This is a genomic window from Vibrio sp. 05-20-BW147, from assembly GCF_013369385.1.
Lineage (GTDB): Bacteria > Pseudomonadota > Gammaproteobacteria > Enterobacterales > Vibrionaceae > Vibrio > Vibrio floridensis.
In genome coordinates, this window is the sequence record NZ_SZTO01000021.1 from 1 (window position 1) to 25839 (window position 25839).

A 25839-nucleotide genomic window follows, 5' to 3' on the forward strand; every position below is an offset into this window, starting at 1 on the left:
GCTGTTGAAAACATCGCGTTGTTTAGACGTTTTGTCATGAATATGCTCAAGCAATGCGACTGTGGTGCTCCGAGCCAAAAAGTGAAGATGAAGAAAGCGGGTTGGAACGATGATTATAGGGCAAGAGTCTTCTTGGGGTTATAAATCCACCAAAGTATGCTCCCGCCCTGGAAGTGATGGGCGATGTTGAATATGAGGAAGACTATTTTAACGTTCTTATCAATGCAGAATACAAGCGTTTTGAAAAGTTATGAGCATATTTTACTATAAAAATTTTCCTACACATTTTATGCAGCGGCTGCGATCCGTCAGAGACCCTGTTGACAACTTATGGAACGTACTAGTTCTAGTTGAAGCGATTAATTCTCACCCAGAAAAACAAATAGAAACTGGTGAAGATGGGTTTGATGTGGCTGTGTTCACCAAAGATTTTCATCGATTTTTGGTTAGAAAAGATGATGGATATTTTTCTATGTCAAATCCATTTCAAGTCCACTTGGGTAACAATGAAATATCATTCAACTGTGATGTGCTTGAAGAAGCGGTAAGTGGTAGGTTTATTTCAATCATTAGGAATGCGATTCAAACAGTTCACGGAAACATTTATTCCCATGATGATATTGTTCTTTCGCTGCATGAAAACTTTGGAATGGAATGGACTGAGGCAGCGAAGTATTCAGATACGTTTGCATCGCTACTCTCTGATGATCATGGGTATTTTCGATTCGATGATGACCCTGACCGCCAGAATGGAGATGTTCATCCTAGATATCACTTTGATATCTTCTTTAAAAACTCTAGCTCATTAAAAGTTGGATATGATAAGTTTGCTGAACTACAGTGTTTTTTGGCATTAGCAGATAAGAATTACCCGAAAAAGTACCTGCTAGACTCAAATCTGATCAAGTGATAGTTAAAATATCATAATATTTGTTTAATAAGACAGAAGGGTAACTGTTGCGCAAAGTGGTATGACTTAACTCTTTAGTCACCGATTCAAATACCGACTTATCTCCGACAATATGAACTTTTGTTTCAGCCTTGGTTGTAGTGGCTGAGTAAATTTGGCCACTTGATTCGAGGTGTGCAATACCTGAAGTTATCCGTGAGGTGCTAATTTAGAAAGTTCACTGACACGTTTATGTCCAAAAACAATCTAGCACCTCATTCAACAAACAACCCAAACAAAAAGGCGAACCCATCGGTTCGCCTTTGCTATTTCAGTTACTACAAAATTACTCTTCGTAGTTCTCAATGCCTGGGCATGAGCAGACTAGGTTACGGTCACCGTAGACGTTGTCTACACGGTTCACGGTTGGCCAGTATTTAGAACGCTTAGTCGCAGCAGATGGGAAGCACGCGATTTCACGTGGGTATGGGCGATCCCATTGCTCTTCCATTAGGTCTACTTGCGTGTGTGGCGCGTTAACCAAAGGGTTGTTTTCCAGTGGCCATTCACCGTTCTTCACTTTGGTCATCTCTTCGCGGATGGCGATCATCGCGTCACAGAAACGGTCTAGCTCTTCCAGATCTTCCGATTCCGTTGGCTCTACCATCAGTGTGCCTGCTACAGGGAACGACATGGTTGGCGCGTGGAAACCGTAGTCCATCAAACGTTTTGCAATGTCTTCTTCGCTGATGCCTGTTTCTTCTTTCAGCGGACGAATATCGATAATACATTCGTGCGCCACGCGGCCATTGGTGCCACGGTAAAGAACAGGGTAGTGCGGGCGTAGACGCTCCATCACGTAGTTCGCATTCAAAATCGCCACTTTGGTTGCTTCTGTTAGGCCGTCTGCGCCCATCATTGCAATGTAAGCCCAAGAGATTGGCAGAATTGATGCACTGCCGAGATCCGCTGCGGAAACTGCGAACTCTTTGCCTTCCACACCGTTTTCGATGTGACCAGGCAGGAAAGGCGCTAGGTGCGATTTCACACCGATAGGACCCATACCCGGACCGCCGCCACCGTGTGGGATACAGAAGGTTTTGTGTAGGTTAAGGTGCGAAACATCTGAACCGATAAAGCCCGGAGACGTTAGGCCAACCTGCGCGTTCATGTTTGCGCCATCAAGATAAACCTGACCGCCAGCCGCGTGAACCATTTCGCACACTTCTTTCACTTGCTCTTCGTAAACGCCGTGCGTTGAAGGGTACGTGATCATGATGCTTGATAGGTTTTCTTGGTGTTTTTCGATTTTCGCAGCAAGGTCGACAAGGTCGATGTTGCCGTTTTCATCACATTTCACCACCACCACTTTCATCGAAACCATCGCAGCCGTTGCTGGGTTGGTGCCGTGCGCGGAGCTTGGGATCAAACACACGTTGCGGTGACCTTCGCCACGGCTCTCGTGGTAACGCTGAATCGCGATAAGGCCAGCGTATTCGCCAGAAGCGCCTGAGTTTGGTTGTAGTGAGAACGCATCGTAGCCAGTGATTTCACACAGCTTCGCTTTGAGATCTTCAGCCAATGCAGTGTAACCCGCAGCTTGCTCGATAGGCGCGAATGGGTGAAGCGCACCAAACTCAGGCCAAGTTACAGGGATCATCTCTGCGGCGGCGTTGAGCTTCATCGTACAGCTGCCCAGTGGGATCATGCCGTGAGTGAGCGAGAAGTCTTTGTTTTCTAGCTGTTTTAGGTAACGCATCATCTGTGTTTCACTGTGGTGAGTGTTGAACACAGGGTGAGTTAGGAAACGGCTAGTACGACGACACGCTTCTGGAATCGCGGCAAATTCGTTGCCTGCGATGTCGGTTGAAAGTGCGTTTACGCTCTCTTTCGCATCGAAAATCGCGAACAGGGCGTCGATGTCGGCCACGGTGGTGGTTTCGTCAAAGCTGATGCCGATTTGGCCGTCAAGCAGACGCAGATTGATGTCTGCCGCTTGTGCTTTGGCGTAAAGCGCTTGAGTGTTGTCACCAGTGTTAATGGTGATGGTGTCGAAGAACGCGTTATGCGCAAGCTCGTAACCGGATTTGGTTAGGCCAGCAGCAAGAATGGCCGTCATGTGGTGAGTGCGGCGCGCGATGGTACGGATGCCTTCTTCACCGTGGTACACGGCAAAGAACGATGCCATGTTGGCAAGCAGTGCTTGCGCCGTACAGATGTTCGAGGTCGCTTTCTCGCGGCGGATATGCTGCTCACGTGTTTGCATTGCCATGCGCAGTGCTTGGTTGCCTTTGGCGTCGATAGAAACACCGATCACACGGCCTGGCATGGTGCGTTTGTGCTGTTCGCGCGTTGCCATGAATGCTGCGTGCGGGCCACCGTAACCCATAGGTACGCCAAAGCGTTGTGCTGAGCCAATGACAACATCTGCGCCCATTTCACCAGCTGGCTTCACAAGTGCAGAAGCGAGGAGATCGGTAGCAACTGAAACCAGTGTTTTGTTGGCTTGTGCTTGTGCGATGACATCGGTGAGATCGCGAACTTCGCCCGTTGTGCTTGGGTATTGAAGTAGGGCACCGAACGCTTCTGTTTGTGGTAGTGCATCTACATTGCCGATCACTACGTCAAAGCCGAAGTATTTCGCGCGAGTTTTGATCACTTCAATGGTTTGTGGGTGAACATCGTCTGCTACGAAGAAGACTTTGCTCTTGCTCTTACCAGCGCGCTGGCAAAGCGTCATCGCTTCTGCGGCTGCGGTGGCTTCATCGAGTAGAGAGGCGTTTGCGATGTCCATGCCCGTTAGGTCCATCACCATTTGTTGATAGTTCAACAATGATTCTAATCGACCTTGAGAAATTTCTGGTTGGTATGGCGTGTAAGCGGTGTACCAGCCTGGGTTTTCCAGTACGTTACGCAAAATAACGTTTGGCGTGAAGGTGTTGTAGTAACCTTGGCCAATGAAAGTGCGCTTAACTTGGTTTAAATCAGCGAACTTTTTGATCGATGCCAGCATGTCTGCTTCGCTTTGCGCTTCTGCCAGTTGCATTGGCTTTTCTAGGCGAATTTGTGCTGGAACGGTTTGTGCGATCAAGGCATCTAGGCTTTCTGCGTTAATGGTAGAAAGCATTTTTTGTTGATCGGCGTGGTTTGGTCCGTTGTGGCGACCAACGAACTCGTGTTGTGTGTTGAGGCTTTGAAGTAATTCAGTCATGGTCCTTTACCTTCAAGAGAGCTGAGAAAGCGCGAGCGCTAAAAACACAGCCTTGAAAAAAAGCTGCCCACGGGAGGAGGCAGCTTTATATCAAAATTCCTTTATTAATCTTCTTCGATTGAGTTTAGGTACTCTTCTGCATCTTTCAGATTATCAAGCTCTGAAGGATCAGACAGTTTCACCTTAACAATCCAACCGCCTTCGTACGGTTCCTCGTTGATTAGCTCTGGGCTATCAGAAAGCTCTTCATTCACTTCAACGACTTCACCGGTTACTGGTGCATAGATGTCTGACGCCGCTTTTACGGATTCAACCAGTGAAAAGCTTTCACCCGCTTCGATTTCCGCTTCAAGCTCAGGTAGCTCGACGAATACCACATCACCCAGCATTTCTTGAGCGTGCTCAGAGATACCGATAGTTACAGTGCCGTCACCGTTGTCGCGAACCCACTCGTGGCTTTCTGTAAACTTCAGTGTTTTGTCCATTGCATAATCTCCAAAATATCGTATTAAGATTTAAATTTGTGGTTACTGGTAAAGTGGGAAGCGTGAACAGAGTGCTTTTACTTCTTTACGCACGCGTTGTTCTACTTCTGCGTTGCCCTCTGGGTTTTCAACTAACCCGTCGAGAACGTCACCAATCCAGTGACCTATTAATTTGAATTCTTCTGCGCCAAAGCCTCGGCTTGTACCCGCTGGCGTGCCCAAACGAACACCCGATGTAATCATAGGTTTTTCTGTGTCGAATGGGATGCCATTTTTGTTACATGTGATCCCCGCACGCTCTAGTGCTTCTTCTGCTTTGTTACCTTTCAATCCCTTAGGACGAAGATCAACCAGCATTAGGTGCGTGTCCGTTCCGCCAGTCACAATGTCACAACCGCGAGTTTGCAACACTTCAGCAAGAACTTTTGCGTTATTGATCACCGAATCGATATAAGTTTTGAACTCAGGGCCGAGTGCTTCGCCAAACGCTACTGCTTTCGCTGCAATCACGTGCATCAGCGGGCCGCCTTGTAGGCCAGGGAATACCGCAGAGTTGATTTTCTTAATGATTTCTTCGTGATTGGTGAGGATCATGCCGCCGCGTGGTCCGCGTAGCGTTTTGTGTGTGGTGGTGGTCACCACGTGTGCATGAGGCAGTGGGCTAGGGTGTGCGCCTGTGGCGATCAAACCAGCGATGTGCGCCATATCAACCATTAAAATCGCGCCAACTTCGTCAGCGATTTCACGGAACTTGGCAAAATCAATCACACGAGGAATCGCGCTGCCACCCGCAATAATCATTTTGGGTTTGTGTTCTACCGCCAGTGCGCGAACATCATCGTAGTTGATTTCGAGCGTCTCTTTATCAACACCGTATTGAACGGCGTTAAACCATTTGCCCGAAAGTGCAGGGCGCGCACCGTGAGTTAAGTGGCCGCCTGCATCGAGCGACATGCCCATAATGGTGTCGCCAGGTTGCAATAGCGCCAGTTTCACCGCGCCGTTGGCTTGAGCGCCAGAGTGCGGTTGAACGTTTGCGTATTCGCAATTAAAAAGTTTTTTCGCGCGTTCGATAGCGATGGCTTCCACGGTATCAACGTGTTCACAACCACCGTAGTAACGACGGCCGGGGTAACCTTCTGCGTATTTATTGGTGAGGCAGGTACCTTGCGCTTGCATGACCGCTTTAGACACGATGTTCTCAGAAGCGATCAATTCGATTTGTTCATTTTGACGAGTAAATTCGGCTTGAATACCAGCAAAAACGGCATCATCCGTTGCAGACAAGTTAGTCGAGAAAAAGTTTTCCAAGCTGTGATTTTGGTAATGACTATTCATGGTAGATAACCTTTCAATCATCCGTCGAATCGGCGTCTTTGCTTTACGATCCGACCGTCCTTTATAACAACCGTTTGGCGCTGTTTTTGTGATTTGTTTTCACACACCAAACAGAGTGAATTCCGTCCCAAATGGGTTCAAAAGGCCGCTGAATAGCATCAAATCCATTGTCTATTTCAAGCGGAAAAAGCATCTCTTCATCTAACAAGTCGGTAACATACCCGTTGTTCAGTGAACAATCAACAAAAATTTCCTATAGGAAACAGAGATTCGGATTTTGTTAACAGGAGCACGCTTTATTTAACTTGGTGGACTTTTCTCCACTTTACGCTTCATGCACAATGTTTTGTAAACAGGAAGCGTATAAGAAACATGAGGGATTTATGTCGGAAGAATTGTATGACGAGTACCCGTCCCTGACATTAGCGAAAGAATCGCAAGAGCAAAATATCGAGCCATTGAAGCTTGGCCAACGCATTAAAGAAGTGCGCTCACGCCTCGGTATTACGCTTGAAGAAGCCAGCCAACGAACCGGTTTGGCGCGTTCAACACTGAGCAAAATCGAGAACGAACAGATTTCTCCTACCTTTCAAGCAATGCAGAAACTCGCGCACGGTTTGAAAATTGATATGCCACAACTCTTTGAACCACCAAGGAAAAAGGTTGCGACTGGCCGTCGTGATATTACGTTGGCGGGGCAAGGGAAACCGCACCCAACACAAACTTACGAGCACGAACTGTTGGCCACTCAGCTGTCGAATAAAAAGATGATGCCGTTCAAAAGTGTGGTGCATGCGCGCACGTTTGAAGAGTATGGCGATTGGGTTCGTCACGATGGCGAAGAGTTCTTGCTGATCTTATCTGGTGCGGTGCAATTCTATTCTGAGTTCTATGAGCCTGTGGTGCTGAGCGAAGGAGACAGCGTCTATTACGATGCGAACATGGGGCATATGTTGGTCTCCGTTAGCGAGGAAGATGCGCATATTTTGTGGGTGACAGCAAAATAGTTTTAAAAAGATGTAAATTTCCTATAGTGAAAGCAAACGTTTGCTTTTGTTTGAAACAAGATTAGAATAGCGCCGCTCTGATGATAATTCCCTCAATGCGGCGCTTTTTTTGTGGCTGCTTAATGTGATTAAATTGTTAAAAGTCACATTTTGAACAGGACCCAGTAGGTTGAACGTGCAAATTAGCACAACACATGTTTATTATTGGAAACACAGTTTCCTTTGAGTGGAAATCTGGACAATTAATTGCTGATAGATCGCTGTGATGGGTCTAGCTAATGGAGACGAAAATGACTCAAGAACACTCAGACCAAGTACTACTTAAAACACCACTTCACGCATTGCACATTGAAGTGGGTGCGAAAATGGTGCCATTCGCTGGTTACGACATGCCAGTTCAATACCCGTTAGGTGTGAAGAAAGAACACTTGCACACGCGTGAAGCGGCAGGCCTGTTTGATGTGTCTCACATGGGGCAGCTAAGACTGCACGGTGCGGGCGCAGCGGCGTTTCTTGAGTCACTGGTTCCAGTGGATATCGTTGATTTGGGTGAAGGCAAACAGCGTTACGCGTTTTTCACCAACGAGCAGGGCGGCATTATGGATGACCTCATGGTGGCTAACCTGGGTGATCATCTGTTTGTTGTCGTCAATGCTGCATGTAAAGAGCAAGACATCAACCATCTGCAAGCACATATTCCATCAGACGTTGAACTTGAAATCATTGATGATCGCGCACTGCTTGCTATTCAAGGTCCCAAAGCGGTTGAGGTGTTGAGCCGCTTCCAACCTGCAGTGGCTGAGATGCTGTTTATGGACGTGCAAAAGCTTGAATTGCTTGGCGTAGAATGCATCATCTCTCGCAGCGGCTATACTGGAGAAGACGGCTACGAAATTTCTGTACCAGCAGACAAAGCAGAAGCGCTTGCTCGTGCATTGACCGCGGAAGAAGAAGTCGAATGGATCGGTCTTGGTGCACGTGATTCGTTACGTCTAGAGTGTGGTTTGTGTTTGTACGGTCATGATCTTGATGAAACCACCACGCCAGTAGAAGCCAGCCTATTGTGGGGCATTCAGAAAATTCGCCGCGCAGGTGGTGAGCGTGAAGGTGGCTTCCCAGGGGCAGACATCATCCTTAAGCAGATTGAAACCAAGGATGTATCTCGCAAGCGTGTTGGTCTGGTTGGTCAAACCAAAGCACCAGTCCGTGAAGGTGCAGAGCTGTTTGATGGAGAAGGTAATAAAGTGGGTGTAGTAACCAGTGGTACCGCAGGTCCAAATGCGGGCAAGCCAGTTTCCATGGCTTATCTACGTTCAGACCTAACGGAAATCGGCACTGAAGTGTTTGCTGAAGTTCGTGGCAAACTGCTACCAATGACGGTAGAGAAAATGCCGTTTGTACCACAACGCTACTACCGTGGTTAATGAGGCGTTGAGCTAAGTTACCGCAAATACGACGTTTATTTTTGCGAATAATTGGCACCGCGCTTCTAACATAGGGGCGCGGTGTTATGTTTTCTATTCATTCTCATGCCAAAATCACCTTGTGTGTGGCGCTGCTTTTCTCAGGCTTTTCTTTTGCCGCTAACGAAGTCGAAAGCCGTATCGTCAACGGAACGGTGATTGATGTTAACCGGTATTCTTCTTTTGCCAGTCTTTTTTTTGATTCACTCGAATACGACGGTGTCTACTTCCCTTGGGCAAGTTGTGGAGCAACCATTTTAGACACTTCGCATGTGCTGACCGCCGCGCACTGTGTGGAAGATTTGGGTTCTATGGCGCTCTTTCTGGTGGTGGTGCCACAGCTTCAAGATGAAAACGACTACCCATTTGGCAATATTCAACGTCACCGCGTGGCGAAAATCTTTTATCCCGATAATTTCTCAAACAGTCCTTATACGCTCTTTCCAAATGATATCGCTATTCTAAAACTCGAAAACCCAATGAACATTGATTCGGTCAATGATGTGGTAAAAAGACCACAGAGCGAGGTGTATCGAAGTCCATCCGAAACGTTTTTTGCTGTTGGTCACGGCAATACGAGTACTGGGTACGACAACGAATCTCAGCTACAAGAAACACAGTTGACCTATATCAGTAATACTCAATGTGCCAATATCTTTTCGGATGGGGTTTATCTGACCAACAAACAAATTTGTTTCGATGGCAAGTTCAGTCAACAGAGCCAGCTTAAAAATAGTACCTGTAACGGGGATTCTGGTGGCCCAGTCTATTGGCTTAATAATGGTGAAATGATCCAAGTGGGTTTGACGAGTTTTGGTCCGTCAGTGTGTGGCGACCCTAACTGGGCGGTGACTTCAGTGTTCACTGAAATTTCCGACTATGCGGCGTGGATAGACAGTGTTTTGGCAGGCAATGAAAGCGCGAAAGTCGCGGTGACGGAGCAGATGCGCTTAGACTACATTAATGGCGATAGTGGCAGTGTCGATGACACCGGTTCATCTGCTAGCAATGAAGAGGTCCCAATAAGTTTTGGCAATTCTTCGGGGGGCGGGGCAGTAGGGCTATGGCTGTTGATGTACTACCTACTGCATGCCTGTTTGCCTCGAGTTTGGGTGTCTATTTTTTCGCTGAAACGCCCTAAGGAGTGAGATCTTCAATTGGGCAGAACATATCGATGACGATATCGTTCAACTTCGCAGGGTGAATCATTTGTGCTTTTTCCACACCAAATTGGTTCGCCATGATGGTATTAAACAGCTCCCAATGATTGAGCAGTATTTGGTCACGGTTTTCCGCATCGTCGGGCCACGTCTCTTTCATCATCGGGGCCAGTGTGATGGCTCCATGAGCAAAGATCAGCATCTGCCATTTGGATTCCCATTGATCGATGGGTGTTTCTGGGTATTCCACATTGTAGTCGGCAAATAGCTTGGTAAAGATTTCAGCGAACTCGTCTTTTGATCTGAGGAAGTATTGCAGTAGGGCGTCATCCGCTTGGCGGATCGCATCGGCAATCATTTGAATCGGGTGAGGATTGACCAAAGCGAACGCGAGCATACGAACCATAAACAGATAAATTTTTCGGTTTGATGGCATCTCTTTTGGCATTTGGTTGATGAGCTCTGCCATGTAGAGTTGCAAAAACTCGTCCATACCATCACTGACGGCTTGCCAAATCTTCTCTTTGCTACCGAAGTGGTGGCGAATCAAACTGTGCGACACGCCTGCCTTTTCACTGATGTTTCGCAGAGAGATGCGCTCGTAACCCAACTCGCAGAACATATCGGCTGCTACTTTAAGGATCATGCACTTAGTTTGCTCGGCCGCTTCGGCACTTCTTCGACCTTGCTTTCTTTCAGTCATCGTTCGAGTTTTCTCAGATATCCATCAACGCGCCTATTTTTACCAGAAACGAGACAATTTGACCAATTCTTATATTGTCCATGTGGAAAATATATTGATCATTTTTTGATTCTTCATATACTGCACACCTGTATAGCAAAATAAAGAAATGGAGAATCTCAGTGCGCAAACCCCAGATAACACGCACGTCTGTCGCTGTTGTGGTGATGCTTGGTCTATCAACACTGCTGACGGGCTGTGACAAAGCCATATCGGAGCCTGCCGATCCTCTGATCAAACCCGTTAAGTTACTGGCGGTGGACGATCTGAGCGTTGCTGAATCGGATGCCTTTTTAGCGCGAATCGACGCAACGTATCGCGCTCAGCTCTCTTTCCAAGTGGGCGGTGAAATTAAGCAATTATTGGTCAAGATGGGGGAAGAGGTGAGCCAAGGTGATGTTTTGGTGACGCTTGACCCGAAAGATTTGCAATTGGCACTTAACGCCGCTCAGGCGCAATACTCACTGGCGAAGACGGAATGGCAACGAGCTAAGCAACTGTATGAGAAAAAACTCGTCAGCGCCGATAGCTATGATCAGCAAGAAACCCAATACAAAGCGGCGCTAGCCAATTGGGAGCAAGCCAAAACCGATCTCAGTTACACCAAAATTCACGCGCCTTTTGATGGCGTGGTTTCTTACACCTATGTCAAACCTCATCAAATGGTGGCGGAAAAACAAGAGATCCTCAATCTTATCGACAACAGTGTGTTGGATGTGTCGTTTGCATTGCCTGTGACCTATGTTGAATCGCTTTCTCTGGCGGCGCTCAAACATGCTGAGATGTGGGTGACGATGGACAGCGAACCCAATAAGCGCATTTCTGGTCAGTTTAAAGAGATCTCAACTCGACCAAACCCAGACACCAATAGCTACCAAGTGATCGTCACCATCGATAGACCGGAAGATCGCAATTTGTTAACGGGGATGACGGGGCAAGTCCACATTGCTAAGCAAAACCTCTCCAACGCGGTGATGCTGCCAAACACCGCGTGGGTGACAAAACAAGCCTCGCAAGGAGAGGTGTGGGTGATGGACAGTGAGACGCAGCAAGTCAACAAAGTGACGCTCTCTTTAAATGATCATGGTGGCGTGGAATCTGGCCTCGACAGCAATGACTACGTGGTCATTGCGGGTGTCGAGCGTTTGGTGGAAGGCCAAGTCGTCAAAGCGTGGGTACGCGAGGAGGGTATTTAATGAAACGTCCTTTATTACTACTTTCAGCAATAGCGCTGGCCGTGCTGACAGGGTGTGATTCCCAGCCACAGTCGTTTAATGAGCCGCCATTGTACGTTTCAACCGTTTCTGTTGATGCGCCTGTGAAGAGCCAGTATCGCACCTTTAAGGGCCAAGTTGTGCCCGCAGAGCAAACACCGATCGCCTTTCGCCGCGCAGGAGAAATTCAGCATGTTTTGGTCAACGCGGGCGATCTCGTCAAGCAAGGTCAGATGATCGCTAAGCTTGATGACAGCAAAGAAAAACAAGCAGTGAACGATGCACAAGCGCAATACAACTTGGCGATTCGTCAGCTGAAACGTGGTAACGAGCTCTACGCCAAACGGATGATTTCTAACGCGGAGTTAGATGCGCTCACGGCGAGCAAAGAGTTGGCTGAAGCCAATTTTTACAACGCAACAAACCAACTCAACTACACCCGATTGTTTGCCCCGTTCACCGGTAAGATCTCGGACGTGTACAAAGAACGTTTTGAGCGCGTCGCGATTGGTGAACCGATCGTCAGTTTGTATCAAAACGACAAGGTGTACGTGCGAATTGAGTTGTCCGACAACGTGTTAGCTTTGGTCAACCCGAACACACAAAGTATGGATTACCAGCCCCAAGCGACGTTTTCTGGCGTGCAGAAAACGTTCGCACTCAATTATTTGGAACACACCAGTGAACCGAATGCGCAAACCCAAACTTACCAAATGTACTTATCGATGCCACAGCCGTTGCAGCAAAGTGAGATCCTGCCTGGTACCAGTGTCAGCGTGCTGGTTGATATGGCGGCAGCGGGCATTACAGCCATTGATGGCTACACCATTCCGATGACAGCACTGCAAGCGGGAAGTCAGGAAGGGGAGTTCTTTGTTTGGAAATTAAATGGTGACGCGGTCACTAAAGTGCCCGTGGTCATTGAACAAATCCACGGCGATGGGGCGATTGTCTCATCGGGAGTGGCACAAGGTGATGTGTTGGTGAATTCGAATTTACGCAAGTTGCGCGAAGGCAAACACGTGGATGTGGTAGAGAAGGAACAAGAATGAGCATTGCGGAATATTCTATCAAGAACAAAGTCATCAGCTGGCTGTTTATCGTTATTCTCGCCATTGGCGGGGTCACGTCATTCTTAGAATTGGGGCGTTTGGAAGACCCTGCGTTCACCATTAAAGATGCGATGGTCATTGCTACGTACCCGGGCGCGACGTCGAAAGAGGTTGAAGAAGAGCTGACTTATCCACTCGAGAAAGAGATCCGCAAGCTGCCTTACATCGATAAGATCACGTCCACCTCATCGAATGGTTTGTCGCAAATCATGGTGAGCATGAAGATGGATTACGGCCCAGACGAGCTACCACAAATCTGGGATGAGATGCGCCGTAAAATCAATGATCTGCAACCCTCGTTACCGCAAGGTGTTCAATCTCTGCAAATTATTGATGATTTTGGTGACGTATACGGCGTGATGCTGATGCTCACGGGCGACGATTACGATTATGTGGAACTGAAACGCTACGCAGACCAACTGACTCGTGAGCTTGAACTGATTGATGGTGTGGGCAAAGTGGACATCGCAGGCGATCAACAAGAGCAACTCTTTGTTGAAATCTCCCTCGATCGTCTTGCCGCGCTCAACCTTGATATGAACGTCATTTCCGGTTTACTCAATAAGCAGAACAACGTGGTTTCTGCCGGTGAAGTGATGGTTAATGGCGAGAGTTTGATGATTCGCCCAAGCGGCACGTTGAACACCGTCGACGCGCTTGAAAATCTGATCATTCATGGCCGCGATACCGGGAATCTTATTCGCTTAAAAGATGTGGCGACCATTACTCGTGGCATTCAAGAAAAGCCCGACAATGTGCTGTTGTTTAACGGCAAGAAAGCGATCAATATCGGCGTTTCATTTGCTTCAGGCGTGAATGTGGTGGAAGTGGGCCAGCGTATTGAAACGGAACTGGCCAGCCTAGAAAGCATCAAACCAGCAGGCATCGACATGAGCTACTTCTACAATCAGGCACAAGAAGTGGATGATTCAGTGAAAGCCTTTGTGATTAGCCTAGCGGAAGCGGTGGCAATCGTGATTATAGTTTTGCTGTTCACTATGGGGCTTCGTAGTGGGGTGATCATCGGCTTGGTGTTGCTGCTGACGGTATTCGGCACCTTTATCTTGATGAATCATTACGACATTGAACTGCACCGAATCTCGCTAGGGGCGTTGATTATCGCCCTAGGTATGCTGGTGGATAACGCCATTGTGGTGGTGGAAGGGATCTTGGTGGGCCTAAAGAAAGGGCGCACAAAAATCCAAGCCGCGACCGACATTGTGAAACAAACTCAGTGGCCATTGTTGGGGGCGACCGTGATTGCCATCACTGCGTTTGCGCCGATTGGCTTATCACAGGACGCAACCGGCGAGTTCATGGGGTCGCTGTTCTGGGTTTTATGTTTCTCGCTGTTCTTAAGCTGGATCACCGCCATCACGCTGACCCCGTTTCTGGCGGATCTGCTCTTGAAAGAGCAAGACAAGACGCTCGCTGCCGATGAAGAAGACCCATACAAAGGTTGGTTGTTTGTCGCATTTGGTGCGTCGCTAAAGTGGGCGTTACGTTTTCGTTGGCTGACGGTCGCAGGCATGGTGGCCTTGCTCGTTGGCGCGGTAGTGGCGTTTGGTCATGTTAAGCAGCAGTTCTTCCCGCCATCGAACACGCCGATGTTTTACGTGGATATGTGGATGCCAGAAGGGACGGACATTCGTGAAACCATGAAGCAAGCCAGTGAAGTGGAAAGTTACATTCGCCAACAAGCAAACATCGACTTTGTATCAGCATCGATTGGTCAGGGCTTGCAGCGATTTGCATTAACCTATGAGCCGGCCAAGAACTACGAAGCGTATGCGCAATTTCAAGTGCGAACAACGGATCGCGACACCATGTTTGTGCTGCTTAACGAACTGGATAGCCGCTTAGCCAAAACTTTTGATAAGCCAACCTTCCAATTAAAGCTGATGGAGTTTGGCCCATCGCCGGCATCTAAGATTGAAGCGCGCATTACTGGCCCAGATCCACAAGTGCTTAGAGCGTTGGCGGTTCAAGTGGAAGACATTCTCCATACCGATCCGGGTGCTCGTAATATACGCCACGATTGGCGTGAGCGAACGAAGCAAATCGTGCCAATTTTCAACGAATCGAAAGCGCGCCGTTTAGGTATCTCAAAAGAAGATTTGTCGAGCACCTTGCAGATGAGCTTTGGTGGCAGCACATTGGGTCTACTCAGAGATGGCACACATATTTTGCCGATTATGGTGCGATTGCCAGAAACAGAACGAGTGGACTTTGAATCGCTACAAAACGTCAGCATCTGGAGCCCATCGTTGCAAAGCTACATTCCGGTTGATCAAATCATCGATGGTGTGACTTTAGATTGGGAAGAGCCGTTAATACAACGCCGCGACCGTAAACGCACGTTGACCGTGTTGGCTGACCACGACGTGCTAAGCGAGGACACGGCAGCAAGTTTATTTGCCCGCGTGCAACCTAAAGTGATGGCGCTGCCTATTCCAAATGGCTATGAAATCACATGGGGTGGGGAATACGAATCATCGAAAGATGCACAGGACGCGTTGTTTGGTTCCTTGCCGATGGGTTACTTATCGATGTTCATTATCACCATGTTGCTTTTCAATTCGTTCAAAAAGCCGCTGGTGATTTGGTTCACGGTGCCGCTTTCTATCATTGGTGTGGCACTTGGATTGTTGGTCACCAACATGCCGTTCAGTTTCACCGCTTTTCTTGGCCTGTTGAGCCTTAGCGGTATGATTCTGAAAAATGGCATTGTGTTGCTGGATCAGATCAATCTGGAACTCGATTCAGGGAAAGATCCGTATCTTGCCATCATCGATAGCGCGGTGAGCCGTGTTCGCCCTGTCAGCATGGCGGCATTGACTACCATACTTGGCATGATTCCGTTGGTGTTTGATGCGTTCTTTGGCTCTATGGCCATTACCATCATGGCAGGCTTGGGTTTCGCGACGGTACTAACCTTAGTCGTCGTGCCCGTTATGTTTGCTATTTTGTTTGGCATTAAGCCGGCAAGGCCGCTATAAGCCTTTCAAGTGACATATTTTATCGATGACAAGGGGCAGTCTTCTGCCCCTTGTTGTTGCTGTTTCGGCGAATCGAATTAGCTCGGAGACTGGACACCTGAGTTTGATGCATTGACATAGCAAACCGAGAACGGAACGTTGAGTCGATGAAACTGATTTATCCAGCGCCACTGGTTGTCTTGGAGTTTATCTCCAGGGCCTTTAACCTCAATCCATTCAAACTTTCCATCTTTAAACGCAATCAAGTCGGGCATACCATTTCGATAAAGCTTTAGGTCGCTCAACTGAACCGTAAATAGAGAGGCCAGAGTCTCGCTAGGTATATGGCTAAGAGCAAGCTGGATTAATGTTTCATCCAAACTGGGCCAATGTACAAAGGGATTACTGATGCCTTGTTTTGCCCGGTAGGTGGTGATAAGGATTTCGGTCTGCCCACGCTTTATTTTGTCGATAGCATCAGACACCAAGTCCGCTCGCTGTTTAACAAAATCGTGATGATAGAGATCCAATGGGCGTTGTTGGTAAGCGTTGATAAAGGCACCTTCGATGGGGGCAAAAATTGCGTCCCATAGTGTCAAGCCGAGTAGGCCATTAAGTAGCGCATTCTCGGTGTAGTAGACGTACCAGCCTAACGATTCAAAGTAGGATTTCGTGGCGAGTTCAACCCGCTGTTGTGATAAGTCCAGCTCAACATAATGCTCCCGACATTTTGGTTTAGCCGTTCTGGTTGTTTTCACTCCTAGCTTTCTTTTGAGCCGTTGATCGAGTTTTTGTGCCACTTCGAGTTCTGAAACATCGATTGGAAGCGTGAGCATTTGGTTGATGATTTCAGAGAATCGATCATCTTGGCCAAGCTTATCGTAGATGCGCGCACGGCGTTCTCGGCTCGGCGTCAGCGTGGTTTGTTCAAACAGTTTGAGCGCCGTGGTGAACTCGCCAAGGCGTTCAAAATCTCGGGCAAGGTCATTAAGCAGGTGTCCGCGTTTACGGTCGACATAGGGATGTGCCACAGGGCCAGGCAGTGCTGCCAGCAGTTGTTCCAGATTCTCCTTTTGTTTTCTATCACAAAGCCAGTAACGCTTCGAAAGTCCGCTAAGGTCGATTAAGCGGTCAATCTGTTCTCGACTATCGAAGAATCGCCGCTCTTTACTTAACTGGTAAGACTCGAATTGATGCAGACCAAGATCATCCAAAACGAATTGGCTCAGATCTTGATGGGTGTTTGCGAAAAACAACGTCAGTAGCAGGTCGATCATGTGAGCGGAGTTAAGCTTGATGACGGTGAATGACAGCTCCTCAAACTGAGTGAAGGTGTCGTCACTTAGACAACTGACCAGTACCTCTTTCTTTTGCGTTTTGGTGAGATGAGGGTAGAGCGAAAGCAGCTCTGGCTTTGTCAGTAAGTAGAGAGCAAGCTCTTGATGAGAAAGTACAGGAGAGAGTTCGACAAACTCGCCTTGGCTGAGTATGTCTAGGGCGTGATCAATTTGGGGAATTTCAGCGTAATGCAGTTTATCACTGCGAAACCAACAGCCTTTGCGACTGTACAAACGCACCAACAGGCATTGCGCACGCTTATCAAGCTCAGTGAACGCCAAAAGCCATTGCTGTTCGTCTGTTGTCAGCAAGTCCTGATACCACTGCAGTGCGTGGCGCGTAAGCTTCAAAAAGTTCTCGAGATAGTAATCCGGGGCGAGTTCTGCGTTGTTTTCCATAAACGACCGACCATAAAAAAGGCTTAACCCGTAGGTTAAGCCTTTTCATGTTCAAATCAACGCGTAATTACGCCTTTTTCAGCTCTGCGACTTTCGCTTCTGAAAGTGGTTTCGTTACCAGTGCAAGCACAATACAAACGCCCATCATCACCGCTGAAATTGTGTAAGCCAAGGTGTAGCCTGTGCCGTTGGTCATAGAGAAACCAACCACTGCTGCACCAATCGCGCCACCAATACCCCATGCTGTGTAAAGCACGCCATAGTTAGTGCCGTAGTTTTTCAGACCGTAGAATTCTGCGGTTAGGGTAGGGAATACCGCAAGAAGAGTGCCGTAACCAACTGCTGCGATAGCCGTACCAATGATCAGCGTGAATTCCGATTTGAAGGTAGCGAACAATGCCATGTTGATACCTTGCAGAACACACGCTAGAAGAAGCGTACGAACGCCACCGATCTTATCTGCAAGCATACCCGCAGCGACACGGCCGCCAGAGTTAAATATGGCAAGGATGGACGCTAAGTAAACCGCGTTAGGTAGGTTTGCTTGAACGCTTGCGATGGTGGTGATGTTACCGATGATCATCAGGCCAACTGACGCTGCAAACGCGTACATGATCCAAAGAGAATAAAACTGTGGCGTTTTTAGCATTGCTTTCCACGTTAGGTCTTCAGATTTCTTCACCGCCTTAGGTGCTTGGCCTTCTTTTACTTTCGGCTCTGCTGGGGTGTAATCTGCTGGCGGGTTATTGATGGTTGCCGCTAGAGGTACCGCGATAGCAAGAACACCAACACCAAGAATCATAAAGCTGGTCTGAATGCCCATGTTGGTAATCAATGCAGAAGTCAGTGGCGCTAGGTAGATGGCTGCAAGACCAAAACCTGCTGCGATGATGCCGTTAACCATGCCTTTCTTCGATGCGTGGAACCACTTCATCGCCGATGGAGATAGACAAGCATAACCAAAACCGATACCCGCACCAGTGATCACACCAAACGTGATGTTGAGCATCAGTGGAGAGTCAACAAAACCAGATGCAATCATACCTAGACCTGTAAGAACAGTCCCTAGGATAAGGATCATACGTGGACCCATACGGTCTTGAAGAATTCCTGCAACAAGAAGACAAATAGAGAACGTGATCGTTGCGGTTGCGTAAGGGGCAGACGCTTCTGCAGCGCTCCAGCCTGACTCAGTCACTAGTGCTTTGTTGAATACACTCCAAGCATACAGGATGCCAAGACAAAGGTTGATACAGAATCCTGCAAGCAGGATGCGCATTGCTTTATCAATCTTGCTCATTTTTGTTCTCAGTGTTGCTTCTGGTCGTACCAAAAGGGGGCGAATAAAAAGGTGATTAAACTCAAAATTAGTTTGCGTTTTTCAACAGATAACGCAATGAGCGCGGATTATAACCAATCCTTTTGTGATTGGAATCTCTTTTTAAGGTCAGATTTGAAAATATTTTGATACGTTAAAAAAGTGTTGTTACAGAGTTTTCCGAATTAACGCTTATTTGTGAAAATTCTGTGATCTTTGCTTGTTGGGCGCTTATCTGACGGGGCTTAGATATGCAGAAGAGAACCGATATGGTACTGAGTTCACATTGCTAAAAAAAAGACAAAATATTTTCCAATGTTAAGTGAATGTAACAATGCTTTTCTAAATTTACACTTTACTCTCGAAATGCCGTAGACAAAGGATTCTTAAAATTCATTGTGTTAACCATATGTAAAATCAGTCTGTTCAATTAATATTTGTACACATTTTGTACAGTTTTGACCTCTTGATCTCTGAAACTAGTTTGGCAAAATATAGCGGAAACTGAGATTGCAATATTGAAAGGATGCTTTTTAGGCTTTTATAGCGAGGTGTATATGAAGATTTTCCTGATTCTACTGATATCTGTTACGGCGGGTTATGCCTCTGCTGACCACATCCACTCTTTCTTGTTTGGTCTCTATATTTCATCTCTGGCGGTAGGCAGCTGTTACTGGTTCGCATTCCGCAGCTCGCGTTTCCCTCAACTGGCGGTTTTCCTGTTGCTTTGCGGCATGCTGTCTAAGTTAGCAGTGACGGTTATCGGCGTATTTTGGGGATTGTCGCAAGATTTGATCGGTTCGCCATTCATCTTCTCGCTTTCGTATTTGTTCTTCTCAATTGTGGTGACATACCTTTGGTTCAGTTACCGCCAGAAAAAAACCAAAGCGCCAGGGCAACGACACGTAGCTGCGTAAGGCTGAATAATTTATACAAAAATGCCAGCGATTTTCGCTGGCATTTTACATTTTCAGAACTGGTAACTTTCTGGAACAACCACAACACCATTATCAGAGATTTTGAAGCGTTGTGCGTCCTCTAATCGATTCAAACCAATCTGGGTGTACGGAGGTACTTTCACATGCTTGTCGATAATGCAGTTCACTAGCTGACACCCTTCGCCAATTTCAACATCATCAAAAATGATGCTATCAACGATCGTAGCACTGTCGTTGATTCTGACATTGGAAGAAATAATGGAATGTTGCACAGAACCTCCAGAATTGATAACCCCGTTAGCAATCATAGAGTTAATGAAGATCCCTTCATTTCCCGCTCCCGATGAAACCGTTCGTGCCGGGGGATATTGTGGTTCGTAGGTGCGGATACCCCAATCTTTTTGATATAAATTCATTGGGGGGACTGGTTCCAAAAGATCCATGTTGGCCTGATAAAATGAATCAATAGTACCTACGTCACGCCAATAGCAATCTCTATCGACACGGCCTTTGCTGCCACAAAACTTGTAGGCGTATACCGAGCCACCATCAATGAGTTTCGGAATGATGTCTTTGCCAAAATCATGCGAAGAGTCGTTGTCGTCTGCATCTTTTACCAAGGCATTTTTCAATACATCCATACTAAAGATATAAATACCCATCGAGACGAGGCTGCGCTCAGGGTTATTGGGTATGTGTGGCGGGTTCTCCGGTTTCTCGATAAACGAGTGGACGCGATTGTTTTCCTCAATACCCATCACGCCGAATGCTTTCGCTTCCTTGCAGTTGACATCCATACATGCCACGGTCAAGGTTGCATTGTTTGCTATGTGCTCTTCAAGCATAGGAGCGTAATCCATGCGATAAATATGGTCACCAGAAAGAACAACCACATATTTCGCTTCACTCCGTTCAAGTAGCCAAAGGTTGTGAAAAATAGCATCGGCAGTACCTTCATACCATTTTCCACCTTTGCGCATCTGAGGCGGTACAGAGGTGATGTATTCCCCCAGTTCCGGATTAAATATCGACCAACCATCACGAAGATGTTTTTGTAGGGAGTGGGACTTGTATTGCGTTAAAACGAGTATTTTTCGTAAGCCTGAGTGAAGACAGTTCGTTAACGTAAAATCAATGATTCTATATTTACCGCCAAATGGAACTGCTGGCTTCGCGCGATCATCGGTCAATGGGCTGAGCCGTGATCCCATGCCTCCGGCGAGTATCACCGTTAAGATGTCCTGCATTTATGTTCTCCCTGACAATGTGCAATCTCATTGAGATTAGTACAAGAATTAAGCCAAGAGTTAAATCTTGAGAAATTCAGCACATTTCATTGGAGAATTGATTGGTGTGCACAAAAAATACGCAATTAGGTATGGGTTTTGCACCAGTAAAGTGCATAAAAGGTGGTTGGAGTTTACATTAAGCGAGAAGTGGAATGCAGGTTAAAAATAATAAAACTTTGAGATTTTTACACTGTAAATAGTAGCCCATCATTTGTGAAGGATTGATGGGCTGCTTAATCCGGAAAGTGGTTAGCTTAGACCGATGATATTGCCGTCTTTATCGATATCTAAGGCCATGAACGCCGGCTTATCCGGTAAGCCAGGCATGGTCATCACACTTCCTGTCAGGGCATAGACAAACCCTGCGCCGGCGCATAAACGCACTTCTCGTACTGTGATAGAGAATCCTTTTGGTGCCCCTTTGAGTGAAGAGTCGGATGAGATAGACAATGGTGTTTTGGCCATACAAACTGCCAAATGCCCAAACCCTAATTGCTGATAAAGGTCCAGTTGCTGTTCTGCTTCGGTAGTGAACTCAACTTCGCCACAACCATAGCCCTTTTTACAAACCGCGTTAATTTTTTCGCGTAGAGTTTGCTCGGGTTGATACAGCGGCATAAAGTTCACAGGCTCAGCGCACGCTTCGATCACTTCTCTGGCAACTGCTTCCATCCCTTTTCCGCCTTTGGCGAAGCCTTCGCTAATGGCGACACGCACGGTGGTGTCAAACTGATGAATCATCGATTCGAGTTGCATCAATTCTTCATTCGAGTCCTGTGGGAAACGGTTAATGGCTACCACGACAGGCAAGCCATATTTTTTTGCGTTTTCAATGTGCCACTGCAAATTACTAAAACCGGCAACCAGGGCTGGAGAGTCAACAGAAAACAGAGCGTCGGGCAGAGGCATGCCTGGTTTGAGGTCATAAAGGCCAGAATTGGCTTTTAACCCTCTTAGTGTTGCAACAAGCACCACACAATCTGGAGACTTGCCCGATGTGGAGGATTTTATGTTACACGCTTTCTCTAGCCCCATGTCAGATCCGAAACCCGCTTCGGTGACAACGTAACTGGATAGTTTTAGCGCGATTTCATCGGCGATAATTGAGGAGTTTCCATGCGCGATGTTAGCAAACGGACCAGCATGGATAAGGGTTGGGACACCTTCAAGTGTTTGCATTAACGTGGGTTTAATTGCGTCTTTTAACGTTACCGTCATCGCCCCAGCGACCTGCAACTGCTCTGCGGTGACAGGCTCACCTTGAACATTGTAAGCCAGCACGACTTGGCCAATGCGTAAGCGCATATCCTGCAGATTTTTCGAAAGCGCTAAAATCGCCATCAGTTCGGAGGCCGCTGAAATATCGAAACCTTCTTCACGCTCAAAGCCATTGATGGTCTTGCCTGCCTCATTCAAACCCACCATAACTTTACGCAGAGCTCGGTCGTTATGGTCCATCACGCGTTTCCAAACTACGCGACTAGGATCTATTTTGAGTGCTTTTAGGCCAGTGCGAGCTTCAAAGGCTTCGTAACCTGCGCGTTGCTCATGATAAATACGAGCGTCAATGGCCGCAGCAGCCAAGTTATGAGCTGCGGTGACCGCATGAATGTCCCCGGTAAGGTGCAAATTGAGTTCGTCCATCGGTGCAACTTGCGAGTAGCCACCACCAGCAGCACCCCCTTTCACACCGAATACAGGACCCATTGATGGTTGACGAATACAAGCCATGACTGACTGATTCAGTGCATGCAGTCCTTGAGCAAGTCCTATCGTGGTAACGGTTTTTCCTTCCCCTAATGGGGTTGGGGTGATCGCGGTGACTAAAACCAGCTTGCCATCTGCTTTGTCTCTTAGACGTTGTACGCACTTCGCTGATACTTTTGCTTTATATAAACCGTGGGTTTCGAACTCTTCAGCACGAAGCCCCGCTTTTGTCGCTATTTCTGCTATGGCTTGAAGTGGTGTTGTACGGCAAATATCGATATCGGAAAGCATGCAAAACCCTTATTAAACAATCACGCAAACGTTTGCGCTGGCATGATACTCAAATGCTTAACTGAGTAAAGTATTATATAGTCCGAGCTGTGCTACAACGTAGTCTAATTTGATAAATATTGGTTTAGATCAAAAAGAAAAGGCTGCAAATTTGCAGCCTTAATAGTATTTAGTACGGAATTATCTATCCCAGTAAGCTTCTTCCAAGCTGTCTTCGCGCTCAGGTAATGCACGAGATAGGCGAGGGGAGTGCTGGGTCAAGACTTCATAGCTCACTCGGTTTGCATATTTACAAATTTGCGACAAGGACGAATAAGTAAGGCAAATATGCTGGTGCTTTTCTGAGTTAGGTACATTTTTAATATGGAATGCGTTTGAGGCCATATCATGCAGTAGGGCTGAAAGCGCACCATCGCCAGCGCCATTGGTATTTTTAATTTCTGCAGGGCCACCAAGGTAAGGGCCGATGTGTGAATACACTCGAATTGGGTCTTTGCAATCGCTACGACGCATCGCACGGCTAAACTCATACAAGTTAAACCCTTCAATCTCGCCTTGATAAAGATCGTGAGTGGTTTCGCGTTTTGCATCTTCGTCTGTATAGCCTGCCATGTAAAGGCCATCAGGGCCGGCAGTACACAGTACTAAATCAACCCAATCCAATGCTTTATCAGCGGCTTTGAGAGGATCTGATTCACCTGTCAGTGCTTGACCTTCCTCTTCATTCATTGCCACAACCGTGATGTTTTCACGAATGTACTCTTGCCACCACTCAGGATTCCCTTCAATGACGTACTTTGTGCCTAAGGTCAACACAACAGGGACTTGATGCTTTTTGGCATATTCAATGGCGCGTTGCACCGCTTGAGGCATCGGATCTTCTGGCTTTCCACGCATTAAGTACGATGAAACAACCAGAGCGGCGGCTTTCTCGAAGACTTCCTCCGGAATGCTCTCTGGTGCCAGTTTATTCATGTGACCTTCGTTGATGGCGAAGGTACGCTCACCATCTTCTGAAATCAGTGTGTAACAGCGACCAATTGGCCCATCAACGGTTTGCAGGTGGTTGAGATTCATACGCGAAGATGTGCGGCATAAATAACGGTAGGCGTATGAACCAACTTGGATGTTTTTCGACATCACACCCAGCAACACGGATTTGCTGTCGGCAAGTACCGAGTAATTGTGAAGCGTATTACCAATCGTATCACCTGGGTATTGGTGAGTGATCAAACCGCGTTCTACGAGTTCTTCATATAATGCGTCCGCTTTGCTTTCTTCAAGAACTAGCGAGTGTCCTTTGCTTAAATCATATTTTGCTAAGAATTCATCGTCCACACGAGCTTCGATATCGACAATGGTCTGGCCTACGCCAACAATGGTTGGACGGTAAAGTTTTGGTGCTACTTTGAGCTCAGAAACAAGTGGATCTCGAGTGTTGGTAGGGAAGTAATGTTTAGATTTTCGCTGACCAGGAAACTTCATACTAGTGATTGCTTGAGGAAAAAGGAGGCGCATGATATCACAGATTTTTTGAAACAAGGCTATTTTGTTGCTTCAAAAGCTGGCCGAGTAAGTTTTGCTCGGCCAAGCGAAGTTCAAAAGGAAACTACTGTGTTGTCGCGAGATTCGTCTCACCCTGCTGATAGGCTTCTGTGCCCCACAAAGGAACAGACGACAGACTGTGTTTGAAACTGCCTTCTGTCTCTTTGGTGGTGTAGGAGAGATAGAGAAGCGTTTGGTTTTTTTGATCGTAAATACGACGCACCTTCATCGTTTTAAAGAAGATACTTTTTGATTGTTTGAAAACCACTTCTCCCGATGAGCTTTTATCGATCTTAGCGATCATCTCTGGCGTAATACTGCCAGTTTGGCGGCAAGAAATAGAGCTGTCACTTGGGTCGGACAGGCTCAAATTGGCTTCGATAGACGCAATATGGCAAGTGACCCCGGTGACCACTTCATCTTGTAAAGAGGTGATTTTGATGTCTTTTAAAGTAAACCAGCCTAAACCTACGTCGCCTACTTCGTTGCCACCACAGCCAGACAGCAGCGCAGTGGTCGACAAAACCGCTGTAAGAATTTTTGTTTTCATGACCTTATCCTTGATAACCCTCGCGAACGATGGAAGTTACCTTACCAGCTTTCTATGTTGAATGTCTCTAGCTAGATTGGTTATTCTCACGTCACGCAAGTTTCTGATTAGCAAATTGATTAGAACCAAACGTAACCACATGGTATGGTATGAGCCTTGCAGGAAAATGAGAAAAAAGAGGTTAACAGTATGAAAAAGACATTCGTTGTGCTGCTGATTTCGTTAGGCCTGCTTGCAGGGTGCGCTGCACCCCCTAAGTCGACGATCTGTACGCCCAAAATTTGTGATATCTGGAATTAAACATGTCAAATCAATTGCCGATGGTGAGTAAGAAAAATCAGTGGCTATACAGTCAGGTAGATTGTGAGTTTCCCACCAAGGAAAGCCTTGCTGGATTAAAACTCTACCGCGACTCCGTAGAGAAGAGATCCACCATTGAGCTTGATGTGAAAGCGTTGGCAACCGAGGAAGTAACGATGGAGCATTATCTGGTTGACTTCCATCGCCTAACCATCATGTTCGCCATTCTGCAAAGTAAGCGCTGGCATTGTGAAGCGGATCAAGCTTTGTTGATCGAGTTTCTAACACAAATTATCCTTTCTGCTGAGCACGATCTGTACGTTAGCTTTGTTGCAGGCGAGCCTGTTGGGGCTGCTATCGTCACCCATCGCGATGAGCAGTTACTGCTTTCCGATGTCGTCTTTAATCAACACTTCGAACTTCCAGGTCTAGAAGTTTATTTATCCGCACTAATTGGTAAGTTGACGTCAGAAATGCAAAATGTTGAGAAAATTTTAATCGAAATTTGATCAATGTCGTAATTTTCTATTATTGAACCACTATCATATCCCCACGATTTGGAGTGT

At 47.0% G+C, this 25839-nt stretch carries 19 protein-coding genes and 1 pseudogene; 10 read left to right on the forward strand and 10 right to left on the reverse strand.

From position 1 onward, the window contains the following. A pseudogene (locus tag FC652_RS17065) lies at positions 1 to 144 on the forward strand (ISAs1 family transposase); the annotation flags it as partial. A gap of 106 nt (positions 145 to 250) precedes the next feature. Next, complete coding sequence (locus FC652_RS17070) at positions 251 to 910, forward strand: hypothetical protein (RefSeq protein WP_040111191.1); 660 nt, start codon at positions 251 to 253, stop codon at positions 908 to 910. Between the two features lie 325 nt (positions 911 to 1235). Here FC652_RS17070 and gcvP read toward each other — a convergent pair whose 3' ends face one another. From gcvP to FC652_RS17085, 3 genes are all read right to left on the reverse strand, one after another. After that, on the reverse strand, positions 1236 to 4100 hold the full coding sequence (gcvP, locus tag FC652_RS17075) for an aminomethyl-transferring glycine dehydrogenase (RefSeq protein ID WP_176299518.1): 2865 nt from the start codon (positions 4098 to 4100) through the stop codon (positions 1236 to 1238). Between the two features lie 104 nt (positions 4101 to 4204). Further along, positions 4205 to 4585 carry a glycine cleavage system protein GcvH gene (gene gcvH / locus FC652_RS17080; protein WP_011081167.1) on the reverse strand — a complete coding sequence of 127 codons (381 nt, stop codon included), beginning with the start codon at positions 4583 to 4585 and terminating at the stop codon, positions 4205 to 4207. A gap of 42 nt (positions 4586 to 4627) precedes the next feature. Beyond that, complete coding sequence (locus FC652_RS17085) at positions 4628 to 5923, reverse strand: serine hydroxymethyltransferase (RefSeq protein ID WP_043877501.1); 1296 nt, start codon at positions 5921 to 5923, stop codon at positions 4628 to 4630. A gap of 383 nt (positions 5924 to 6306) precedes the next feature. Here FC652_RS17085 and FC652_RS17090 point away from each other — a divergent pair, with 383 nt between their 5' ends. The 3 genes from FC652_RS17090 (at position 6307) to FC652_RS17100 (ending at position 9541) form a co-directional block, all read left to right on the forward strand. Further along, positions 6307 to 6930, forward strand: a complete 624-nt coding sequence (locus FC652_RS17090) for a helix-turn-helix domain-containing protein (protein ID WP_011081169.1) — start codon at positions 6307 to 6309, stop codon at positions 6928 to 6930. Between the two features lie 290 nt (positions 6931 to 7220). After that, entirely contained in the window at positions 7221 to 8354 is a 1134-nt protein-coding gene (gene gcvT, locus FC652_RS17095) for a glycine cleavage system aminomethyltransferase GcvT (protein ID WP_130191599.1), read from the forward strand. Between the two features lie 86 nt (positions 8355 to 8440). Continuing rightward, the gene (locus tag FC652_RS17100) at positions 8441 to 9541 is read left to right on the forward strand and encodes a trypsin-like serine protease (RefSeq protein ID WP_176299519.1); all 1101 of its coding nucleotides are present in this window, start codon (positions 8441 to 8443) and stop codon (positions 9539 to 9541) included. On the opposite strand, the gene FC652_RS17105 is transcribed toward FC652_RS17100, so the two are convergent. Further along, positions 9531 to 10256: a TetR/AcrR family transcriptional regulator gene (locus FC652_RS17105; protein ID WP_176299520.1), complete on the reverse strand. Its 726-nt coding sequence runs from the start codon at positions 10254 to 10256 to the stop codon at positions 9531 to 9533. The two genes, FC652_RS17100 and FC652_RS17105, sit on opposite strands and share 11 nt — an antisense overlap. 161 nt (positions 10257 to 10417) lie before the next feature. Here FC652_RS17105 and FC652_RS17110 point away from each other — a divergent pair, with 161 nt between their 5' ends. Genes FC652_RS17110 through FC652_RS17120 form a run of 3 tightly spaced genes read left to right on the forward strand, consistent with a single transcriptional unit; the run spans position 10418 to position 15620 of the window. After that, complete coding sequence (locus FC652_RS17110) at positions 10418 to 11491, forward strand: efflux RND transporter periplasmic adaptor subunit (protein WP_308699261.1); 1074 nt, start codon at positions 10418 to 10420, stop codon at positions 11489 to 11491. After that, complete coding sequence (locus FC652_RS17115; protein WP_176299521.1) at positions 11491 to 12561, forward strand: efflux RND transporter periplasmic adaptor subunit; 1071 nt, start codon at positions 11491 to 11493, stop codon at positions 12559 to 12561. The genes FC652_RS17110 and FC652_RS17115 overlap by 1 nt, the downstream gene beginning before the upstream one ends. Beyond that, entirely contained in the window at positions 12558 to 15620 is a 3063-nt protein-coding gene (locus FC652_RS17120; protein ID WP_176299522.1) for an efflux RND transporter permease subunit, read from the forward strand. The genes FC652_RS17115 and FC652_RS17120 overlap by 4 nt, the downstream gene beginning before the upstream one ends. A gap of 77 nt (positions 15621 to 15697) precedes the next feature. On the opposite strand, the gene FC652_RS17125 is transcribed toward FC652_RS17120, so the two are convergent. Together FC652_RS17125 and FC652_RS17130 are read right to left on the reverse strand one after the other, a co-directional pair. Continuing rightward, positions 15698 to 17335, reverse strand: coding sequence for a VRR-NUC domain-containing protein (locus FC652_RS17125; RefSeq protein WP_176299523.1), 1638 nt, complete (start codon positions 17333 to 17335; stop codon positions 15698 to 15700). Between the two features lie 67 nt (positions 17336 to 17402). Continuing rightward, positions 17403 to 18635: an OFA family MFS transporter gene (locus tag FC652_RS17130; protein ID WP_038969327.1), complete on the reverse strand. Its 1233-nt coding sequence runs from the start codon at positions 18633 to 18635 to the stop codon at positions 17403 to 17405. Between the two features lie 575 nt (positions 18636 to 19210). Between FC652_RS17130 and FC652_RS17135 the strand changes: the two genes are divergently transcribed. Further along, entirely contained in the window at positions 19211 to 19570 is a 360-nt protein-coding gene (locus FC652_RS17135) for an NADH:ubiquinone oxidoreductase (protein ID WP_176299524.1), read from the forward strand. Between the two features lie 53 nt (positions 19571 to 19623). On the opposite strand, the gene glgC is transcribed toward FC652_RS17135, so the two are convergent. The 4 genes from glgC to FC652_RS17155 form a co-directional block, all read right to left on the reverse strand. Further along, entirely contained in the window at positions 19624 to 20838 is a 1215-nt protein-coding gene (glgC, locus tag FC652_RS17140; RefSeq protein WP_176299525.1) for a glucose-1-phosphate adenylyltransferase, read from the reverse strand. Positions 20839 to 21129: 291 nt separating this feature from the next. After that, positions 21130 to 22878, reverse strand: coding sequence for a formate--tetrahydrofolate ligase (locus tag FC652_RS17145; protein WP_176299526.1), 1749 nt, complete (start codon positions 22876 to 22878; stop codon positions 21130 to 21132). A gap of 180 nt (positions 22879 to 23058) precedes the next feature. Then, positions 23059 to 24363 (reverse strand): inosine/guanosine kinase, encoded by a 1305-nt coding sequence (locus FC652_RS17150; protein WP_176299527.1) that lies wholly within the window; start codon positions 24361 to 24363, stop codon positions 23059 to 23061. Between the two features lie 124 nt (positions 24364 to 24487). Continuing rightward, positions 24488 to 24973, reverse strand: a complete 486-nt coding sequence (locus FC652_RS17155) for a CreA family protein (protein WP_176299528.1) — start codon at positions 24971 to 24973, stop codon at positions 24488 to 24490. A gap of 302 nt (positions 24974 to 25275) precedes the next feature. Here FC652_RS17155 and FC652_RS17160 point away from each other — a divergent pair, with 302 nt between their 5' ends. Further along, a complete protein-coding gene (locus FC652_RS17160) occupies positions 25276 to 25782 on the forward strand; it encodes a hypothetical protein (RefSeq protein ID WP_176299529.1) in 507 nt (168 codons plus the stop codon). Positions 25783 to 25839 lie beyond the last annotated feature (57 nt).

Excerpts from the sequence above, each read along its gene's own strand:
- FC652_RS17070 (WP_040111191.1), top strand. The coding sequence starts at position 251 with ATGAGCATATTTTACTATAAAAATTTTCCTACACATTTTATGCAGCGG.
- gcvP (WP_176299518.1), bottom strand. The coding sequence starts at position 4,100 with ATGACTGAATTACTTCAAAGCCTCAACACACAACACGAGTTCGTTGGT.
- gcvH (WP_011081167.1), bottom strand. The coding sequence starts at position 4,585 with ATGGACAAAACACTGAAGTTTACAGAAAGCCACGAGTGGGTTCGCGAC.
- FC652_RS17085 (WP_043877501.1), bottom strand. The coding sequence starts at position 5,923 with ATGAATAGTCATTACCAAAATCACAGCTTGGAAAACTTTTTCTCGACT.
- FC652_RS17090 (WP_011081169.1), top strand. The coding sequence starts at position 6,307 with ATGTCGGAAGAATTGTATGACGAGTACCCGTCCCTGACATTAGCGAAA.
- gcvT (WP_130191599.1), top strand. The coding sequence starts at position 7,221 with ATGACTCAAGAACACTCAGACCAAGTACTACTTAAAACACCACTTCAC.
- FC652_RS17100 (WP_176299519.1), top strand. The coding sequence starts at position 8,441 with ATGTTTTCTATTCATTCTCATGCCAAAATCACCTTGTGTGTGGCGCTG.
- FC652_RS17105 (WP_176299520.1), bottom strand. The coding sequence starts at position 10,256 with ATGACTGAAAGAAAGCAAGGTCGAAGAAGTGCCGAAGCGGCCGAGCAA.
- FC652_RS17115 (WP_176299521.1), top strand. The coding sequence starts at position 11,491 with ATGAAACGTCCTTTATTACTACTTTCAGCAATAGCGCTGGCCGTGCTG.
- FC652_RS17120 (WP_176299522.1), top strand. The coding sequence starts at position 12,558 with ATGAGCATTGCGGAATATTCTATCAAGAACAAAGTCATCAGCTGGCTG.
- FC652_RS17125 (WP_176299523.1), bottom strand. The coding sequence starts at position 17,335 with ATGGAAAACAACGCAGAACTCGCCCCGGATTACTATCTCGAGAACTTT.
- FC652_RS17130 (WP_038969327.1), bottom strand. The coding sequence starts at position 18,635 with ATGAGCAAGATTGATAAAGCAATGCGCATCCTGCTTGCAGGATTCTGT.
- FC652_RS17135 (WP_176299524.1), top strand. The coding sequence starts at position 19,211 with ATGAAGATTTTCCTGATTCTACTGATATCTGTTACGGCGGGTTATGCC.
- glgC (WP_176299525.1), bottom strand. The coding sequence starts at position 20,838 with ATGCAGGACATCTTAACGGTGATACTCGCCGGAGGCATGGGATCACGG.
- FC652_RS17145 (WP_176299526.1), bottom strand. The coding sequence starts at position 22,878 with ATGCTTTCCGATATCGATATTTGCCGTACAACACCACTTCAAGCCATA.
- FC652_RS17150 (WP_176299527.1), bottom strand. The coding sequence starts at position 24,363 with ATGAAGTTTCCTGGTCAGCGAAAATCTAAACATTACTTCCCTACCAAC.
- FC652_RS17155 (WP_176299528.1), bottom strand. The coding sequence starts at position 24,973 with ATGAAAACAAAAATTCTTACAGCGGTTTTGTCGACCACTGCGCTGCTG.
- FC652_RS17160 (WP_176299529.1), top strand. The coding sequence starts at position 25,276 with ATGTCAAATCAATTGCCGATGGTGAGTAAGAAAAATCAGTGGCTATAC.